The organism is Microbacterium sp. CCNWLW134 (assembly GCF_037083565.1).
Taxonomy (GTDB): domain Bacteria; phylum Actinomycetota; class Actinomycetes; order Actinomycetales; family Microbacteriaceae; genus Microbacterium.
On sequence record NZ_JBAOJU010000001.1, the window covers coordinates 2065028 to 2083578 of the forward strand.

19 protein-coding genes are annotated in these 18551 nt (G+C 69.8%); 9 read left to right on the forward strand and 10 right to left on the reverse strand.

The window, feature by feature from the left end:
* The first annotated feature begins 25 nt into the window (after nucleotides 1–25).
* Entirely contained in the window at nucleotides 26–1453 is a 1428-nt protein-coding gene (locus tag V6S02_RS09840) for an amidohydrolase family protein (RefSeq protein WP_124293797.1), read from the forward strand.
* Between the two features lie 63 nt (nucleotides 1454–1516).
* Here V6S02_RS09840 and rlmB read toward each other — a convergent pair whose 3' ends face one another.
* Entirely contained in the window at nucleotides 1517–2515 is a 999-nt protein-coding gene (rlmB, locus tag V6S02_RS09845; protein WP_124293798.1) for a 23S rRNA (guanosine(2251)-2'-O)-methyltransferase RlmB, read from the reverse strand.
* Nucleotides 2508–3914, reverse strand: coding sequence for a cysteine--tRNA ligase (cysS, locus tag V6S02_RS09850; RefSeq protein ID WP_336400685.1), 1407 nt, complete (start codon nucleotides 3912–3914; stop codon nucleotides 2508–2510). Before cysS ends, rlmB begins: the two co-directional genes overlap by 8 nt.
* 79 nt (nucleotides 3915–3993) lie before the next feature.
* Between cysS and V6S02_RS09855 the strand changes: the two genes are divergently transcribed.
* Nucleotides 3994–4926 (forward strand): DMT family transporter, encoded by a 933-nt coding sequence (locus V6S02_RS09855; protein ID WP_336400686.1) that lies wholly within the window; start codon nucleotides 3994–3996, stop codon nucleotides 4924–4926.
* Nucleotides 4926–5390, forward strand: coding sequence for a GNAT family N-acetyltransferase (locus V6S02_RS09860; protein ID WP_336400687.1), 465 nt, complete (start codon nucleotides 4926–4928; stop codon nucleotides 5388–5390). Before V6S02_RS09855 ends, V6S02_RS09860 begins: the two co-directional genes overlap by 1 nt.
* A 21-nt stretch (nucleotides 5391–5411) precedes the next feature.
* Here V6S02_RS09860 and ispD read toward each other — a convergent pair whose 3' ends face one another.
* Both ispD and V6S02_RS09870 read right to left on the reverse strand, forming a co-directional pair.
* Nucleotides 5412–6614: a 2-C-methyl-D-erythritol 4-phosphate cytidylyltransferase gene (gene ispD, locus V6S02_RS09865; protein ID WP_336400688.1), complete on the reverse strand. Its 1203-nt coding sequence runs from the start codon at nucleotides 6612–6614 to the stop codon at nucleotides 5412–5414.
* 16 nt (nucleotides 6615–6630) lie between these two features.
* Nucleotides 6631–7113, reverse strand: a complete 483-nt coding sequence (locus V6S02_RS09870; RefSeq protein ID WP_124293803.1) for a CarD family transcriptional regulator — start codon at nucleotides 7111–7113, stop codon at nucleotides 6631–6633.
* Between the two features lie 218 nt (nucleotides 7114–7331).
* Between V6S02_RS09870 and V6S02_RS09875 the strand changes: the two genes are divergently transcribed.
* Complete coding sequence (locus V6S02_RS09875) at nucleotides 7332–7802, forward strand: DNA modification methylase (RefSeq protein WP_124293804.1); 471 nt, start codon at nucleotides 7332–7334, stop codon at nucleotides 7800–7802.
* Nucleotides 7803–7844: 42 nt separating this feature from the next.
* On the opposite strand, the gene V6S02_RS09880 is transcribed toward V6S02_RS09875, so the two are convergent.
* Both V6S02_RS09880 and V6S02_RS09885 read right to left on the reverse strand, forming a co-directional pair.
* Nucleotides 7845–8528: a response regulator transcription factor gene (locus V6S02_RS09880; RefSeq protein ID WP_124293805.1), complete on the reverse strand. Its 684-nt coding sequence runs from the start codon at nucleotides 8526–8528 to the stop codon at nucleotides 7845–7847.
* Nucleotides 8525–9760 (reverse strand): sensor histidine kinase, encoded by a 1236-nt coding sequence (locus V6S02_RS09885; protein WP_336400689.1) that lies wholly within the window; start codon nucleotides 9758–9760, stop codon nucleotides 8525–8527. Before V6S02_RS09885 ends, V6S02_RS09880 begins: the two co-directional genes overlap by 4 nt.
* Nucleotides 9761–9934: 174 nt before the next feature.
* Here V6S02_RS09885 and phoU point away from each other — a divergent pair, with 174 nt between their 5' ends.
* Complete coding sequence (gene phoU, locus V6S02_RS09890; protein ID WP_124293807.1) at nucleotides 9935–10618, forward strand: phosphate signaling complex protein PhoU; 684 nt, start codon at nucleotides 9935–9937, stop codon at nucleotides 10616–10618.
* 67 nt (nucleotides 10619–10685) lie between these two features.
* On the opposite strand, the gene V6S02_RS09895 is transcribed toward phoU, so the two are convergent.
* Nucleotides 10686–11438, reverse strand: a complete 753-nt coding sequence (locus V6S02_RS09895) for a phosphoglyceromutase (protein WP_124293808.1) — start codon at nucleotides 11436–11438, stop codon at nucleotides 10686–10688.
* Between the two features lie 56 nt (nucleotides 11439–11494).
* Here V6S02_RS09895 and V6S02_RS09900 point away from each other — a divergent pair, with 56 nt between their 5' ends.
* Nucleotides 11495–12319 (forward strand): class I SAM-dependent methyltransferase, encoded by an 825-nt coding sequence (locus tag V6S02_RS09900; protein ID WP_336400690.1) that lies wholly within the window; start codon nucleotides 11495–11497, stop codon nucleotides 12317–12319.
* 28 nt (nucleotides 12320–12347) lie between these two features.
* Here V6S02_RS09900 and ygfZ read toward each other — a convergent pair whose 3' ends face one another.
* The 3 genes from ygfZ to V6S02_RS09915 all read right to left on the reverse strand — a co-directional run bounded on the left by ygfZ (nucleotide 12348) and on the right by V6S02_RS09915 (nucleotide 14508).
* Nucleotides 12348–13454 (reverse strand): CAF17-like 4Fe-4S cluster assembly/insertion protein YgfZ, encoded by a 1107-nt coding sequence (gene ygfZ, locus V6S02_RS09905; protein ID WP_336400691.1) that lies wholly within the window; start codon nucleotides 13452–13454, stop codon nucleotides 12348–12350.
* Nucleotide 13455: 1 nt separating this feature from the next.
* Complete coding sequence (locus V6S02_RS09910) at nucleotides 13456–14064, reverse strand: FABP family protein (RefSeq protein WP_336400692.1); 609 nt, start codon at nucleotides 14062–14064, stop codon at nucleotides 13456–13458.
* Nucleotides 14065–14217: 153 nt separating this feature from the next.
* A complete protein-coding gene (locus V6S02_RS09915) occupies nucleotides 14218–14508 on the reverse strand; it encodes a hypothetical protein (RefSeq protein ID WP_336400693.1) in 291 nt (96 codons plus the stop codon).
* Between the two features lie 146 nt (nucleotides 14509–14654).
* On the opposite strand from V6S02_RS09915, the gene V6S02_RS09920 reads away from it, so the two are divergent.
* From V6S02_RS09920 to V6S02_RS09930, 3 genes are all read left to right on the forward strand, one after another.
* Nucleotides 14655–15371 carry a winged helix-turn-helix domain-containing protein gene (locus tag V6S02_RS09920; RefSeq protein WP_124293813.1) on the forward strand — a complete coding sequence of 239 codons (717 nt, stop codon included), beginning with the start codon at nucleotides 14655–14657 and terminating at the stop codon, nucleotides 15369–15371.
* Between the two features lie 82 nt (nucleotides 15372–15453).
* On the forward strand, nucleotides 15454–17619 hold the full coding sequence (locus V6S02_RS09925; RefSeq protein ID WP_124293814.1) for an RNA degradosome polyphosphate kinase: 2166 nt from the start codon (nucleotides 15454–15456) through the stop codon (nucleotides 17617–17619).
* Entirely contained in the window at nucleotides 17616–18551 is a 936-nt protein-coding gene (locus V6S02_RS09930; protein WP_336400694.1) for an NUDIX hydrolase, read from the forward strand. The genes V6S02_RS09925 and V6S02_RS09930 overlap by 4 nt, the downstream gene beginning before the upstream one ends.

The following is an 18551-nucleotide window of genomic DNA, read 5'->3' on the forward strand; positions in this document are numbered from 1 at the left end:
CGCCCGTCAAGGAGGATGAGCGTTTATGCCTGAAACCCCGCGGCCGCAGAGCGGCCAGCCCATCGTGTTCCGTCACGGCATCGTCTTGACCATGGACGACGCCCACACGGTCCTTCCCGACGGCGATGTCCTCGTCGTCGACGGAAAGATCGCCGAGGTCGGAACGAACCTCTCGGTCCCCGACAACACCTTCGAGATCGACGCCACCGGCGGCATCCTCATGCCCGGCATGGTCGACACCCACCGGCACATGTGGCAGACGGCCATGCGCGCCTACGGAGCGGACTGGACGCTGACGCAGTATTTCGTCTGGTACTACCTGCAGCACGGCGTGAAGTTCCGCCCTCAGGACTACGCAGCCGGAAACCTCATCTCGGCCCTCGACGCGGTCGAGTCCGGCGTCACGACGAGCGTCGACTGGTCGCACGGCCTGCGCACCCCCGAGCACGGGTGGGCCGCCTACGAGGCCCTGGCGACCTCGCCCGGGCGGTTCGTCTTCGCCTACGGCAACATCCACGTCTCCCCGTGGGAGTGGACCGCCGATCCCGAGGTGCAGAAGATCCTCACCGCCTCACGGGACGACTCGCGCATGTTCGGCACCCAGATCGCCTTCGACGTGCCGAACCAGGACGAGAACTTCCCCGAGCTCGCCGCCTACCGCGTCGCGAAGGACCTGGGTCTGCGGGTCACCACCCACGCGGGCGTCTGGGGTGCGACCAACGACTGGGGGATCCGCAACGCCTACGCCGCCGGGGTGATGGACGAGGGTTTCACCTACGTCCACGCTGCGACGCTGTCGGCCGACTCGTACCAGAAGATCGCCGCGACCGGCGGCAACGTCTCCCTCGCCACCGAGTCCGAGGACACGTGCGGCCAGGGCTATCCGCCCGTGCACCAGCTGCGCAAGTACGGCATCCCCACCTCGCTCTCGGTCGACACCAGTGTGTGGTTCAGCGCCGACCTGTTCTCGGCCATGCGCGCGACCGTCAACGCCGACCGTGCGCTCGAGCACTACCTCGCTCATCAGCTCGAGCCGGCCGAGACCGTGACGCACGTGAAGCTCCGCGCGGAGGACGTCGTGCACATGGCCACCCGCGGCGGCGCGCAGGCGCTCGGCAAGGACGGCGAGATCGGGTCGCTGGAGAAGGGCAAGCTCGCCGACGTCGTGCTGCTGAAGAACGAGCACTCCGCCACCTGGGCGCCGCTGGTGAACCCCTGGGGGCAGGTCGTCTACCAGGCCCAGCGCGGCGACGTGCACACGGTGCTCGTCGGCGGCGAGGTCGTCAAGGCCGAGGGGCGTCTCGTGGCGGGCGATCTCGCGGGCGTCAAGGCGAAGCTCGACGACACGATCGCCCACCTCGAACGTGAGGTCGGCGACGACTGGGTCGCGGGGATGCACCCCGAGATCCCCGAGGTCGAGGTGCTCTACAACCCCTACCAGTACAAGAAGTGACCGTCCCCCTCCGCGGGTGACGGCCGGGGGCGGCGTCGCGACGAAGCCGGACGCCGCCCCCGGTCATCCCGTCGGCTTCGCGGCCCGCAGCGTCGCGACCTGGTAGAGGGCGACGGATGCCGCGATGCCGGCGTTCAACGACTCCGCGGCCGCCGAGATCGGAATCGACACGATCTGATCGCAGGTCTCCGTCACGAGCCGCGACAGTCCCTTGCCTTCGGAGCCCACGACGATCACCACCGGCCGATCGGCGAGCTGCAGGTCGGGGAGGGCGATGTCTCCCCCGCCGTCGAGGCCCAGCACGAAGACGCCCTGCTTCTTGAACTCCTTCAGCGTCGTGGTGAGGTTGGCCGCGAGCGCCACGGGCACCCGGGCCGCTGCTCCCGCGCTGGTCTTCCACGCCGCCGAGTTGACCCCCGCCGAGCGTCGCTGCGGCACGAGGATCCCCTGTCCGCCGAACGCCGCGGTGGAGCGGATGATCGCGCCGAGATTGCGCGGGTCGGTGATGCCGTCCAGGGCCACGAGCAGCGGGGTCTGACCGCTGTCGACGATCTTCTCGAGCAGGTCCTGCGGATGGGCGTACTCGTAGGGCGGCACCTTGAGCGCCACCCCCTGATGCACACCGTCGAATCCCGCCATCCGATCGAGCTCGGGACGGGTGACCTCCAAGACCGGGATGTCGCGGTGCGTCGCGATCGCGAGCATCTCCTTGACCCGGTCGTCCATCTCCACACGCTGCGCGATGTAGAGGGCGGTCGCCGGGATCTTCGCCCGCAGCGCCTCGAGGACGGAATTGCGACCGGTGACGTTCTCGGTGTCTTCGTCCTTCTTCGGAGCACGGCGCGGCGCGGTCGTACCGGCGCCGCTCGAGCGTCCCTTGCCGCCCGCAGCCGCATACCGCTCGGCGGCCGCCTTGCGCTTACCGGCAGGGTGCCACGCGCGATCCTCGGCCTTCGGTGTCGGACCGCGACCCTCGAGCGAGCGGCGGTTCTTGCCTCCCGAGCCCTTGGTGGCGCCCTTCTTCTTGCCGCGACCGGCGGCGGGGTTACCTGGCTTAGCCATTCGTCAGACTCCAATGCGTTCCATCGGCGGTGTCCTCCAGGACCACGCCTGCTGCGGCGATCGCATCGCGGATGCGATCCGCGCTCGCCCAATCCTTCTCGGCGCGCGCTCGTGCGCGCTGCGCGATCATCGTGTGCACCAGCGCGTCGAGGGCCGCAGCCTCGGCCCCGCCCCCGGAGCGCCAGCGGGGGTCTTCCGGATCGATGCCGAGGATGCCCACGCAGACGGCGACATCGGCCCACGCCGCGCGCGCGGCATCCTTCTCCCCCGCATCCAGCGCGGTGTTGCCCTGCCGCACCCGCTCATGGACGACGGCGAGGGCCTGCGGCACGTTGAGGTCGTCGTCCATCGCGACGGCGAACGCGTCGGGAACGGTCGCGGCCACCACCGTGTCGTCCTCGGCCTGCGCGAGCGTGCGGGCAGCGCGCTCGAGGAACGAGCGGATCCGCTCGATCGCGGCGGACGCCTCCTCGAAGCTCGAGGCCGTGATGTCCAGGCTCGAGCGGTAGTGGGCGGCGGCGAGCGCGTAGCGCACGACGAGGGGGTCGTGCTCGCGGAGGACGTCGGCGGCCAGGAGGTAGTTGCCGAGCGACTTCGACATCTTCTGGTCTCCGACGGTCACCAGACCGTTGTGCACCCAGTAACGCGCGAAGCCGTCTCCGGCAGCCGCGGACTGGGCGAGCTCGTTCTCGTGATGCGGGAAGCGGAGGTCCAATCCGCCGCCGTGGATGTCGAATGCGGGACCGAGATAGCGCCGCGACATCGCCGAGCACTCGATGTGCCAGCCGGGTCGCCCGGGGCCCCAGGGCGATTCCCAGGTCGCCGACTCGGGCTCTTCGGATTTCGCGCCCTTCCACAGCGCGAAATCACGGGGGTCGCGCTTGCCGCGAGGGTCGGCGTCGGCGGCCGGTTCCATCGCGTCGAGACTCTGCCGCGTCAGTTCGCCGTACGACGGCCACGAACGCACGTCGAAGTAGACATCACCCGCCGCGGCATAGGCGTGCCCGCGCTGGATGAGCCGCTCGATGAGGGCGAGCATCTGGGGAATCGATCCGGTCGCCCGGGGTTCGTAGGTGGGGGGAAGGATGCCGATCTCGGCGTAGGCGCGCGAGAACTGCTGCTCCATGCGGTAGGCCAGGGCCCACCAGGTCTCGAGGTCCGTCGCGTTGGCCAGGACCTTGTCGTCGATGTCGGTGACGTTGCGCACGAAGGTCACCCGGCCGTACCGGTGCCGGAGCCACCGCCGAAGGATGTCGAAGCTCAGGGCCCCGCGGAGGTGCCCGATGTGCGGGCCGGACTGCACGGTCGGTCCGCACACGTACACGGTGATCTCGGCGGGGTCGAGCGGCACGAAGTCGCGCAGGGCCTGCGCTTTCGTGTCGTAGAGCCGGAGGGTCACCGATCCAGCCTACCGGCGCGTCTGTCCGTCCCACGCGGGGCTGTCCCGGCGCGAAGGGCCGGGCCGGTAGAACTGTAGGGTGCACGTGTTCGCCGTCCTCGCCGCCGCTGTGCTGTTCGGCACGACCGGCACGTCGCAGGCCCTCGGTCCCGACGACACCACCCCCCTGTCCATCGGCGTCATGCGCATGGTCATCGGCGGCACCGGACTCGCTCTGCTGGCCGGACTCCTCGCGCGACGCCATGCCCGGCGACGCCCCGCGGACGCACCCCCGACGCCGCGTCCGGGCGTCCGCCCCCTCCTGCTCATGGCCGTCACCGGGATCTGCCTCGCGCTCTATCAGCCGCTGTTCTTCCTCGGCACCGAGCGCAACGGCGTCGCCGTCGGAACGGTGGTGGCCCTGGGGTCGGCCCCGGTGATGGCCGGATTGCTCGAGTGGCTGCTTACCCGGCGTCTGCCCAGCGCCACGTGGGCCGTGGCGACCGGTGCCGCCACGATCGGCGTCGTGCTGCTGGGCGCCGGGGGTGACGCCGCCGGCGGCGGCGGGACGGATCCCGCGGGCCTTCTGGGTTCGCTCGGCGCGGCGGCAACCTTCGCGGTCATCGCGAACGTGCAGCGACGGCTGCTGGATGCGGGGTGGGATCCCTTCACGGTCGTCGGCGGGATGGGGGCGAGTTCGGCTCTTGTGGCCCTGCCCGCCCTGCCGTTCGTGGACGTGTCGTGGCTCGGCGAACCGGCGGGGCTCGCGATGGCGCTCTGGCTGGGTCTCGGTACCATCTCCGTCGCCTACGTTCTGTTCACCTGGGGGCTCGGCGGCCTCACGGCGGCGACCGCCGCGACCCTCACCCTCGGTGAGCCGCTGACCGCCGCCATCCTCGGGCTCACGGTCCTGGGCGAACGCCTCTCGGTGCTCGCGGTGATCGGTCTCGTCGTCCTGGGGATCGGCCTCGCCCTCCTCGCCCGGGGATCGCGCGCGCCGCGCGATCCCCGACCCTTCGCGGTGGAGGGCTGATGACCGTGTTCGCCCTGCGTCGGGCCGCAACCGCCGATCCGCCGGTGCGGAATCTCATCGACGTCCACCTGCGCGACATGCACGGCCTCTCACCCGAGGGGAGCGTGCACGCCCTCGGCGCGGACGCGCTGGATGTCGCGTCGGTGGAACTCTGGGCGGCGTGGGACGGTGCCGTGCTGGCGGGCGTCGGAGCGCTGGCCGCCCTGGACGCCGATCGGGGAGAGCTGAAATCCATGAGGGTCGCCGACGAGTACCGCGGCCGCGGCGTCGGGCGAATGATCCTGCGACACCTGATCGAGCGTGCCCGGCAGCGCGGCATGACCTCGCTCTGGCTGGAGACGGGGTCGGCGCCGGCTTTCGCACCGGCCCGCGGGCTCTATCTCAGCGAGGGATTCGTCCTGTGCGAGCCCTTCGGCGGTTACTCCCCCGATCCGCACTCGGTCTTCCTGACCCGGCGCGTGTGATCCCCGCCGCCGCGGCTGCGCTCAGGCGGGCAGGACGAGCGCGACCGCGAAGGCGGCCACACCGTCACCGCGGCCGGTGAAGCCGAGCCCGTCCGTCGTCGTCGCCGACACCGACACGGGCACTCCGCCCAGCGCCCGGGAGAGCACCGTCTCGGCTTCGGCACGTCGCGCGGCGAACCGCGGCCGCCGCGCCTGGATCTGCACCGAGACGTTCCCGATCCGGAAACCGGCCTCGCCGAGGAGCGCGCGCGTGCGGGCGAGGAAAGCGTCGGCATGCGCACCGGCGAACTCCGGTCGGTCGGTGCCGAAGTGGGTGCCGATGTCGCCGAGACCTGCTGCCGCCAGCAGGGCGTCGACGATCGCATGAGCGACCGCGTCTCCGTCGGAGTGTCCCGAGAGCGCGGGCTCGCCCGGCCATTCGAGTCCGGCGAGCCAGAGCGACCCGTCGCCGCCGACGGCATGGACGTCGGTGCCGATCCCCACGCGTGGGGACGCGGGAACACGATGCAGGGATGACTCCGCGGCCGCCAGCGGCTGGACGGCGACGAGCCTGCGAGCCCGGTCGAGATCGGCCGGGGTGGTGATCTTGAATGCCCGCTCGTCGCCCTGCACCGCGAGCACCACGTGTCCGGCCTCGCCGACGAGCGCCGCGTCGTCGGTGAACTCCGCTGTCGCCGAGCGATAGGCCGTTTCGAGGATGTCGCGACGGAACCCCTGCGGTGTCTGCGCCGCGGAGAGTTCGCTGCGATCGACCACGCCGACGATGAGGTCATCCTGCACGCGCTTGATGGTGTCGACGACCGGGAGCACCGGCACCGCGCCGGCATGGCCCAGCTCGAGGGCGGCGATGACCCGGTCGAACACCTCGGACGGTGTCAGGCAGCGCGCAGCGTCGTGCACGAGGACGTAGTCGACGTCCGGCCAGAGCGCGTCGATGCCCGCCGCGACGGACGACTGCCGCGAGGCGCCTCCCGTCACGACGGTGACGAGATCGCGTCGGTCGCCCGCGGTCTCCAGCGCGTCGGTGAGGGCGTCGCCCTCGCGACCGGCCGGCGCGACGATCACGACCTGCGCCGCTCCCGCCTCGAAGACGCGCACGAGCGCGTGACGCAGGATGGTGTGGTCGTCCAGTCCGACGAATGCCTTCGGTCCGGCGCCCAGGCGGGTGCCGGAGCCCGCCGCGACGACGATGATCGCGACGCGGGGAACGGGGGTGATGCTCACACCCTCACGCTATCGACTACGAGGCCAGAACCTCGTCGAGAAGGACGCTGGCCTTCTCTTCATCGGTCTTCTCCGCCAGCGCGAGCTCGGAGATGAGGATCTGCTTCGCCTTCGCGAGCATCCGCTTCTCGCCCGCCGACAGACCGCGGTCCTGATCGCGGCGCCACAGGTCGCGGACGACCTCGCTCACCTTGATGACATCACCCGAGGCGAGCTTCTCGAGGTTCGCCTTGTATCGGCGCGACCAGTTCGTCGGCTCTTCGGTGAAGGGAGCGCGAAGAACGTCGAAGACGCGCTCGAGGCCTTCCTTGCCGATCACATCACGGACCCCGACCAGGTCGACGTTGTCAGCGGGAACCTCGATGGTGAGATCGCCCTGTGTGACGCGGAGCTTCAGATAGACCTTCTCTTCGCCTTTGATGATGCGGGTCTTCACTTCCGCGATCGTCGCTGCCCCGTGATGGGGGTAGACGACCGTTTCGCCAACCTCAAAAAGCATGGAGTTATGTCCTTTCGGCAACGTCCAGGATACCACAGGCGACATACGCTAGAGTTCGCCGGTCCACCGCACCGCCGCACCGATCCCGACCCCCGCGTGGCCCGGCCCGACCGGGCGCACCCCATAGAATGCAAGGGTTGCCGCCATCCGTTCCGGGAGGATCCGTGATTTCGTTGAACCGCACTTTCGGCACGGGACGCTCCCGGACCGCAGCGCGCATGCTGGCCGCCGGCGCCCTCGGCACCGCCGTCCTCCTCGGCGCGAGCGGATGCGCCCTGATCTCCACGCAGGCCACGACCATCCAGTACTCCCCGTCGGACGGCATCACCGTGTCGGCCGAGAGCGGACCGGTGCAGATCCGCAACGTGCTCATCGTGGCGAACGAAGACGGCTCGGCGGGCAACCTCCTGGGCGCCTTCGTCAACTCCACCGATGACAACCACACCGTCAGCATGGAGTTCGGCGAGCCCGGCAGCGGCATCTCCGAGACCGTCCGCGTACCCGCCAACACCGTCATCAGCCTCGGCGTCGACGGTGAGGAGCCCATCCTCCTGGAGGGCATCGAGATGCTTCCGGGCAGCGACGTGCCGGCGAGCTTCCAGTCCGGCGACGGTGAGACGATCCTCACCGACGTCCCCGTCCTCGACGGTGAGCAGGACTACCTCGCACCGTTCGTCCCGGAGTCCTGAGGCCGCTGCCGACCGCGGCTCCGGTGCGACCGCGCGGCGATCTCAGCCCTCGAAGCGGTACCCGAGCCCCCGCACGGTCACGAGCATCGTCGGGTCGGAGGGGTTCTGCTCGATCCGCGAACGGATCCGCTTGATGTGCACGTCCAGCGTCTTGGTGTCGCCGAAGTAGTCGCTCCCCCAGACCCGGTCGATCAGCTGACCCCGGGTGAGCACGCGGCCCGCGTTGCGCATCAGGACCTCGAGCAGCTCGAATTCCTTCAGCGGCATGTTGATCTGCTGGTCGTCGACGCTCACCGTGTGCCGGTCGATGTCGAGCACGACCCGCCCGCCGACGAGCACGTGATCCTGGAGGTCCGAGTCGGCCTGCTGCAGACGGCGGAGGACGGCGCGCATCCGCGCCAGCAGCTCGCGTGCCGAATACGGCTTGGTGACATAGTCGTCGGCGCCGAGTTCCAGCCCGACGACGATGTCGACCTCCGAGTCCTTCGCGGTCAGCATGATGATCGGCACGGCCGAGGTCGTGCGGATCTGCCGGCAGACCTCCGTTCCCGGCATGCTCGGGAGCATCAGATCCAGCAGCACGATGTCGGCCCCACGCTCACGGAAGGCCGCGAGCGCCGCCGCGCCGTCCTCGGCGATCTCGACCTCGTAGCCCTCGCGCTTGAGCAGGTAGGCCAGCGGGTCGGCGAGATCGGGTTCATCCTCGACGAGCAGGACGCGGGTCATTCGGGTTCTCCGTTCGGGACGGGGCGGGAGGGGACGGATGCCGCGGCGCGGCCGACCCCGGAGGCGGGACGTTTGCGTCGGGGGCGGCGACCCGGGCTGTCATCCAGGGGCGGTTCGACCAGGGGCAGCCGGATCGTGAAGGTGGACCCTCGCCCGGGCCGGGACCACAGGCGCACCTCCCCGCCGTGGCGCTGCACGGCGTGCTTGACGATCGCGAGGCCGAGACCCGTTCCGCCGGTGCGGCGCGATCGCGCCTGATCGGTGCGATAGAAGCGTTCGAAGATGCGCTCCTGGTCGGCCTCGGGAATGCCGATGCCGCGGTCGGCGACGGCGATCTCGACGATGTCGTCGACCGCCTTGACCCCGACCCCGACGCTCGACCCCTTCGGGGAGTACGCGATCGCGTTGGCGATGAGGTTGCCGACGGCCTCGCTGAGGATCTGGCCGTCACCGCGCACGTAGAGGCCGCGCGAGCCTCCTCGGGTCAGCACGACGTCGGCGGATTCCGCCTGCAGGGTGTGCGCGTCGACCGCGGAGGCGATGACCTCGTCGACCGACACGCTGCGCTCCTCGGACAGCTCGTCGGCCGACTGCAGCCGGGAGAGGTTCATGATGCGGGAGGTCAGGAGCGCGAGCCGGTTCGCCTCAGCCGTCAGGCGGGAGGAGAACACGCGCACCTGATCGGGATCGTCGGCAGCGGATTCGATCGCCTCGGCCAGCAGGCTCACCGCACCCACCGGTGTCTTCAGCTCGTGGCTGGTGTTCGCCACGAAATCGCGACGCATCTGCTCGACCCGCTCCCGCTCGGTGATGTCACGCAGAACCAGGAGCGTCAGCCGCGGCGAGATCCGGGTCGCCCGCACCGACACCAGCCGGGGCTCGGCAGGCGGCGCGCCCCGCTGCAGGCGCAGCGTGGAGGACGCCGACGTGGCGTCATCCTTCATCTTGCGCACGAGCACGCGCAGGTCGTCGCCGGGAAGGGCCGCGCCCTCCCTCAGATGGAAGGGCGTCGCCGAGGCCGATGCGGCCAGGACGGTGAAGGAGTTGTCGACCACGACGGCCGGGTCGTCCATGCCGTGGAGCACCTCGCTCATGCCCTCGGGGAGCTCGCGGGAGTCCGCCGCACGCAGGCGGTCGCGAGCCCGCATCGACACCAGGACGATGGCACTCAGGAGTGCCCCGATGACCACCCCGGCGAGGAGGGCCAGCAGCGCGAGCTGCGTCGTGTCCATGGGTTCCAGCGTAGAGTGCCAGGCACCGGCGCTCCGGCGCAACGAGAGGCCCGGCGAGGGCGGGGTCGCTACTATTCACTGTCCGGGCACCGTTCGTTAACCTCCGCTGACGACAATCGCGGGGTTACGCGTGCCCGCCCGACGCGAAAGACCATCACGAGGAAAGGTGCTGCGATGCGCGAAGTGTTCCATCAGTCGCTGGAGGACGTGCAGTCGCGTCTGGTCGAGATCTCCGAGCTCGTCACGGTGGCGATCGACAAGGCCACCCGCGCCTTCGGCTCCAGCGACGTCTCGCTGGCGGAGGAGGTCATCGACGCCGACCTCATCATCGATCAGAAGACGGTCGAACTCGATGAGCTCGCGATCGAGATCCTCGCCCGGCAGCAGCCTGTCGCCCGTGACCTGCGCATCGTCGTCAGCGCCCTCCGCGTCAGCGCGTCGCTCGAGCGCATGGGCGACATCGCCGAGCACATCGCCCAGCTGACCCGCATGCGCTTCCCGGAGCGTGCGGTCCCGAAGGGCCTGAAGTCGACGTTCTCCAAGATGGGTCAGCTCGATGTCGAAGCCGCGCGCCTTCTGACCGAGCTCCTTCGGACCATCGACCTGACGATCACCGATCGCATCCGCGACCTCGACGACAAGATCGACGACCTCCACGTCAGCGTCTTCGAGAAGGTGCTCTCCGACAGCTGGGAGGGCGAGGCCTCGGCGACGGTGGACGCCACTCTCGCGAGCCGTTATCACGAGCGCTTCGCCGACCACGCCGTGTCGATCGGGAAGAAGATGATCTATCTCGCCACCGGCGACTGGGCGAGTCACGGCGAGGCGTTCGAAGAGGCCCAGGCCGCGAACGCCTGATCCACTCCCCCGACGCAGAAACGGGCCCGCGCTGTGTGCGCGGGCCCGTTTCTGCGTTCTGGAAGTGCTACTTCTTCGCGCCCTGAGCGGCGACGGCCGCAGCCCCGGCGGCGGCGGCCTCGGGGTCGAGGTACTGCCCCGGCCCGTCGGCGACGAGGTTCTCGTCGAGGCGGTACACCAGCGGAATGCCCGTGGGGATGTTCACCTCGGCGATGTCGGCGTCGCTGATGCCCTCGAGGTGCTTCACAAGTCCTCGCAGCGAGTTGCCGTGCGCGGTGACGAGGACCGTCTTGCCCGCCTGGAGATCGGGCACGATGTCACTGTTCCAGTAGGGCAGCAGGCGGTCGATCACCAGCGCGAGCGACTCGGTGCGCGGCACCTCGCCGTCGATACCGTGGTACCGCGGGTCGCCGACCTGGCTGAACTCGTCGTCATCGGCCAGCGGCGGCGGCGGCACGTCGAAGGAGCGGCGCCAGAGCATGAACTGCTCCTGCCCGTACTCGGCCAGGGTCTGCGCCTTGTCCTTCCCCTGCAGCGCGCCGTAGTGCCGCTCGTTCAGGCGCCACGACCGCTTCACCGGGATCCACAGCCGATCGGCCGCATCGAGGGCGATGTTCGCGGTCTGGATGGCGCGGCTGAGCACCGAGGTGTAGAGGATGTCGGGAGCCAGGCCCGACTCGGCCAGGAGCTGGCCGCCACGGGTGGCCTCGGCCTTGCCCTGCTCGGTCAGGCGGACATCGACCCACCCGGTGAAGAGGTTCAGCTCGTTCCACTCACTCTGGCCGTGACGAAGGAGGATCAGCGTAGAGGGCTCGGTCATACCTTCATGCTACTGAGCGCATCGGCAGCGCCCGAACCCGCTGGCATCATGGAGAGATGACCGGCGGACGCGCTCCCATCGGGCGTGCGACGCGGGGGACCACCGGCACCAACCGCCTTCGCCGGGTGGACCGCTGGATCGCCCGGCACCCCGCCCTCCGCCGCTCGGCCGATCCCCTCGTCGTCGACCTCGGCTACGGAGCCCGCGGCTGGACGACGCTGGAGCTGTGGTCCCGCATCTCGCGGGTCCATCCCGCCGCTGAGGTGGTGGGCCTCGAGATCGATCCCGCGCGGGTGGACCGCGCCCGTGAGGAACTCGCGCGCGTCCGCGCCGGCGAGACCTCGTTCGCCCCTCACGCTCGCGTGCGCTTCGATCGCGGCGGCTTCGAGATTCCCCTTCCGGCCGGACGCCGCCCCGCGGTCATCCGCGCCATGAACGTCCTCCGCCAGTACGACGAGACCGAGGTCGTGTCCGCCTGGGAGCAGATGGCCGCCCGGCTCCCGACGGGCGGCGTGCTCGTCGAGGGCACGTGCGACGAGCCGGGCCGGATCGCCAGCTGGATCGCCATCGACCACACCGCGCATCCGCGGAGCCTCACGATCTCGCTGCGCCTGGCCGATCTCGAGCGGCCGGGGGTCGTCGCCGAGCGACTCCCGAAGGCCCTGATCCATCGCAACGTGCCGGGAGAGCGGATCCACGACCTGCTCCAGGCCGTGGACGATGCGTGGGAGCGGGCCGCGAGCCTCGCCCCGTTCGGCCCGGTCCAACGCTGGGAGGGAGCCCTGGAGGCGCTCCGGGCGCGAGGGATGGACCTCCCCGACCGCCGGCGCTGGCGCCTGGGTGAGATGACGGTCCCGTGGGAGACCGTCGCCCCCCGCTGACGGGGTCGGGTCAGGCCGACGCCCCGATTCAGACCTCGGCGACCTTGCGCCGGGAGAGACGGGTGATGCGCGGGACGCCGGCGACCGCGCCCGCCTCCGGCGGCACGATGGCGACCTGCGCGGCCGCGACCTCACCGTCGTCGGTGTCGACGACGAGGTCGGTGTCGATGGGGGTGTTCCGGCGCACCAGCGCCAGAGCGATGGGCCCTTCCTCGTAGTGCAACGCCGACGAGGTGATCGCCCCCACGACGTCCTCTCCGCTGCGGACCGGGGATCCGTGCGCCGGGAGGGTGCTGTCACTGCCGTCGAGGTGCAGGGCGACGAGGCGGCGGGGCGGGTGGCCGAGATTGTGCACCTTGGCCACCGTCTCCTGTCCGCGGTAGCAGCCCTTGCTCAGGTGCACCGCGGTCCGCAGCCAATCGGCCTCGTGCGGGAGTGCGCGCTCGTCGGCCTCACTCCGCCAGCGCGGACGCCACGCGGCGATGCGCAGGGCGTCGGCGGCGAGCGAGCCGGCAAGGTTCCGTTCGCCGCGGCGGGCGTCGTCGATGAGCCGCGCGGCGTCGTCCGGGAGCACGAGCGCCTCGGTCCAATCCCAGTCCGCGCCGGGGTGGTCGTCAGCCGGTCCGTAGGCGTGCCCCCCGACCTGGACCCGGGGCCACGGGTCGTGCCACGTGAGCGGGTGTCCGGCCGGCTCGGCCGCAGGAACGCCGCGCACCGCGGCATCCGTCCCCCCGACCACGACGACCTCGTCGGTCGCATCCCTGATCTCCACGCGCAGCCGGAACCGCATCCGCATCAGCCACGACGCCAGCGGCTCGACGTCGGCGGCATCGACGATCAACCAGGTCGTCTCGCCGTCGTCGAGGACGGATGCCGCGTGCTCGACGTGTCCGTGCGGATCGAGCACGAGCAGCTCGGTGCTCTCACCCGGAGAGAGATGGGCCACCGCCTGCGACGTGAGCGAGTCCAGCCACGACAGCCGGTCGGGTCCGGCGACGGCGATGACCCCACGATCACCGAGGAGTGCGACAGCGCGACCGTGGGCCAACGCGCGCTGCTCTCCCAGCGGATTGCCGAGATGGCGGAGCGCGCCGTCTTCGACGATCGCTCCGGGAAGGTCGATGGGGGGGAGCATGTCAGTCCGCCTTCGCCAGTCGGGCCGACGCGTGCGCGCCCAGACGCGCGCCGACGGCAGCGATGTCCCAGGCCCACAGCAGGTGGCCGTCCACGAGCCCGTACATCCGCGTGGCGGCGGTGTAGGGCTTGGCGCCCGCGGTGCGGACCACCGCGTCGGTGGCGAGGTCGATGCGCGGACCGCGGACGCGTCCGAGGTACAGCTCGCTGACGCCGTCGGAGTGCACGATCGCCGCTTCCACCTCGAAGTCGCCCTCGGACGTCCGCAGGGCTTCGACGTCATCGACGGTGCGCGCGCGAACGCTCGCGGTGGGGGGAAGGAGCCCGGGTCCGGCGTCGGCAGCGGTCGCGGGACGCGACAGGCGCCAGAATCCCATCTCCGAGACCAGCTCCTGCGGCTGCGGGTCGGGCGCGGGAGCGAGCAGCCATGCGCGGGCGGAGTAGTTGAGGTGGTCTCCCCCGTCGTGACTGAAGCTCACCCGGTGACGGAACTCGCCGACGTAATGGTGCTCAGGCGCGTCGTAGTCGATGACACCCGTTCCCTCCCACACGCCCAGGAGCCATGAGAGAGGAGCGAGATCGGCGGGGAGGTCGGTCGGCAGGTCGAGCACGAAGGGCTCGTCAGCGCTGACCGCGGTAGAGGTTCTTGATCACGACAGCCGACACGAACGCGATCGCGACCGACGCGAGACCCAGCAACCCCAGGTAGAAGATTTCCAGCGCAAGGAGGTCCATACGCCCGAGTCTAGTGCCGCCGGCGGCGCCTAGCCCGTCACGACGGCAGCGAGCGCGAAGCCCATGCTCAGCACGCCCAACACCAGCAGGGCGCCGAGGACGCTGGCCGCCACACGCTCCGTGAAACCCTGGGAACGCCCGTACCACAGCTGCACCGCGAACGCGATGATCAGGCAGCCGCCGAGACTCACCGTCAACCACGCGGCCCGCCACTCCACCGGCACGAGCACCCCGATCGCCACTCCGGCGACCGCCGCGAACACCCACACGGCGATGATCCCGCCGATGGCGCGGCGGGGAACGAGCTCGATCTCGGACATCTCCTCCATTGTGTCCCATCACCGGGGCGGGAACACCCCCGCTCGCCGACCGCGTCGGGCCGGTTCTCGCCACGCTCTACACTGGGCTTCACGACGTGAAGTCAAAGTGCACGACGCCCCAGAGCGTCGGGAGGACGGTCCAGCGAGTGGCACAGCTTCTGGTGTTGAGCTCCACGCAGGGAGCAGGACCGGTCTTGCCTGCCCTGGAACTGCTCAGTCACCGCGTGCGGCTCATCCCCGCCGAACCGGCTCAGCTGGTCAACGCCCCCGCAGCAGACGTCATCTTCGTCGACGCCCGGGTCGACCTCGTCGGCGCCAAGTCGCTCTGCAAGATCCTCAACACCACGGGCCTGGACGCACCCCTCGTCCTCGTCGTCACCGAGGGCGGCCTGACGGCGGTGTCCACCGATTGGGGCGTCGACGACGTCATCCTGGTCACCGCAGGCCCTGCCGAGGTCGACGCCCGCGTCCGCCTCGCGATCGGCCGAGTCTCCAAGGAGCAGGTCTCCACCCGCATCCAGACCTCCGGCATCAGCATCGATGAATCCTCGTACTCCGCCAAGGTGCACGGCAAACCGCTGGATCTGACCTACAAGGAGTTCCAACTCCTGCACTTCTTCGCCACGCACCCCTCGCGGGTGTTCACGCGCGAGCAGCTGCTGAGCGAGGTGTGGGGCTACGACTACTTCGGGGGTACCCGCACCGTCGACGTGCATGTGCGGCGACTGCGCGCGAAGCTCGGCGATCTGGAGCAGCTGATCGGCACCGTGCGCAACGTCGGCTATCGGTTCAACGTCTACGAGGACGATCAGGTTCCCGCCCCCCGCGACCGGACCGCGAACCGGGAGCGCACGGAGGCGTGATCACCTCGCCGAGACCGGCTGACCGCCGGTCCGGCACGGGTCTGTTCACGCGGCCGACACCTCTCCCTGCAATGATGTGGGGATGATCGAACACGATGTGCTCGACGCCGGCCTCGGCGATGCGGATGACGACGACTTCGACGTTCCCGAGGCATTCGACTCCGAGCTCCCGGACGATCGGTATCTCGATCGCGAGCTGAGTTGGCTGGCTTTCAATCAGCGGGTCCTCGAGCTCGCCGAAGACCCCTCGCTGCCGGTGCTCGAGCGGGCGAATTTCCTGGCCATCTTCGCCAGCAACCTCGACGAGTTCTTCATGGTGCGCGTCGCCGGGCTGAAGCGCCGCATCATCACCGGCCTCGCGGTCCCCACCAACGTCGGCCGGTCCCCCCAGGAAGTGCTGGCCGACATCTCCTCAGCGGCGCACGACCTCCAGCTCCGACACGCCGACGCCTGGACGAGCCTGGTACGGCCGGGGCTCTCCGAGAAGGGGATCGAGATCCTCTCCTACGACGATCTCAGCGCGGATGAGCGCACCGCCCTGTACGACTTCTTCCAGGCGCAGGTCTTCCCCGTCCTCATGCCTCTCGCGGTCGACCCGGCCCACCCCTTCCCCTACATCTCCGGCCTGTCGCTGAACCTCGCCATCCGCATCCGCAACGCCCGCACCGGTCGGCAGGAGTTCGCGCGGCTGAAGGTGCCGCCGATGCTGCCGCGATTCGTCGAGGTCGCGCGAGACGGCGAGCGCGTGCGCTACCTGCCGCTGGAGGACCTGATCGCCCACAATCTCGACGATCTCTTCCCCGGCATGGAGATCCTCGACCATCACGCCTTCCGCCTCACCCGAAACGAAGACATGACGATCGAGGAGGATGAGACCGAGAACCTCATCCAGGCCCTCGAGGCCGAGCTCCTGCGCCGCCGGTTCGGCCCGCCGATCCGCCTCGAGGTCACCGAGGACATGGACGACCTGACGCTGGACCTCCTTCTGAGCGAGCTCGACATCACCGCCCAGGAGGTCTACCGCCTTCCGGGGCCGCTGGATCTGCGAGGGCTGTTCGACCTGTCGCGGATCGACCGCCCCGAGCTGCACTACAAGCCGCACCTGCCCACGACGGCGGTGGCGTTCCAGCCGGGCGACAACAACGAACGCGCCGACATCTTCGCCGCCATCCGCAAGGCCGACGTGCTGGTCCATCACCCGTACGAGTCCTTCGCGACGAGCGTCCAGGCGTTCCTCGAGCAGGCGGCCAAAGACCCGCACGTGCTCGCCATCAAGCAGACGCTGTACCGCACCTCGGGAGACAGCCCGATCGTGCAGGCGCTCATCGACGCCGCCGAAGCCGGCAAGCAGGTACTGGCGCTGGTCGAGGTCAAGGCACGGTTCGACGAGGCGGCCAACATCGTCTGGGCGCGCAAGCTCGAAAAGGCGGGCGTCCACGTCGTGTACGGCCTCGTGGGGCTGAAGACCCACTGCAAGCTCGCCCACGTCATCCGCGAGGAGGACGGCGTGCTGCGCTCGTACAGCCACGTCGGCACCGGCAACTACAACCCCAAGACCAGCCGGATCTACGAGGATTTCGGCCTGTTCACGGCCAACGATCAGGTCGGGCGCGATCTCACACGGCTGTTCAACGAGCTGTCGGGCTACGCGATCGAGAAGAAGTTCAAGCGCCTCCTCGTCGCTCCCCTGCACCTGCGCAAGGGCTTGCTGCGACTGATCGACCGGGAGCGCCGGAATGCGCTGGCGGGTAAGCCCGCCCGCATCCGGATCAAGGTCAACTCCATGGTCGATGAACAGATCATCGACGCCCTCTACCGGGCGAGCCAGGCCGGTGTGCCCGTGGACATCTGGGTGCGCGGCATCTGCTCGCTCAAGCCCGGCGTCCCCGGTATGAGCGAGAACATCACCGTCCGCAGCATCCTGGGCCGCTATCTGGAGCACTCGCGGATCTTCTCGTTCGCGCACGACGGCGACCCGCAGGTGTTCATCGGCAGCGCCGACATGATGCACCGCAACCTCGACCGTCGTGTCGAGGCGCTCGTCCGGGTCACCGCCGAACAGCACCTGAAGGAGCTCTCCGACCTGTTCGACCTCGCGATGAACGACGGGACGAGCTCCTGGTGGCTCGGTCCCGAGGGCGAGTGGACCCGTCACAGCCGAGACGACGACGGCAAGGCGCTGATCGATCTGCAGGACCGGACGATGACGAACGTGCAGCGCCGTCGGCGTGCACGGGCGGTGCGATGACGGCCGACACGGTCTGGGCTGCAGGCGGCGTGGTCTGGCGTCTGGTGGAGGGGAAGCTCCGGATCCTCCTCATCCATCGCACGAAGTACCGCGACATCACGCTCCCGAAGGGCAAGGTCGACCCGGGCGAGACCCTCCCCGAGACGGCGGCGCGCGAGATCCATGAAGAGACCGGGATCAAGGTGAGCCTCGGCGCACCCGTCGGGGTGTCCCGCTACCACCTGCCGAGCAAACGCGAGAAGGTCGTGCACTACTGGGCGGCCGAGGCGACCGAGACGGCCATTCGCACCTCCTCCTTCGTGCCGAACCGTGAGATCGCTGCCCTGGAGTGGCGGTCGCCGAAGAAGGCGCTGAAGCTGCTCAGCTATCCCGTCGACATCGACATCGTCGAGCGGTTCCTCGCGCTTCGCGAAGGCGATCCGCCTCGCACGTTCCCGGTGGTGGTCCTGCGCCACGGCAAGGCGCTCGCGCGGGAAGACTGGGACGGAAAGGACACCGACCGGCCGCTGACGGTCCGCGGCAGGCGGCAGGCGACGGCGCTCGTCGGCCAGCTGCAGGCCTTCGGCGTCCGACAGGTGCTCTCCAGTCCCGCCGTCCGCTGCGTCAAGACGATCGCGCCCTTCGCCGCCGCGGCCGGACGGAAGGTGGAGCTCTGCCGGAACATCAGCGAGGACGCCTGGGACGAAGGATCGGCGGACGTGCGCCGGGTGATCGGCGAGCGGGTCCGCAGCCGCAAGCCCGTGGTGCTCGTGAGTCACCGCCCGGTCCTGCCCACGATCCTCAGCGAGGTCGTGCTCGCGACGGGGACGCTCCCCGGCATGCTGGCCAAGACACCGCCGCTCGAGCCGGCCGGGTACTCGGTCCTCCATGTCTCCGCCGACGCCCCGGGCTCGGGCCTCCTCTCGATCGAGACCTTCACGCCCGCGCTGTGA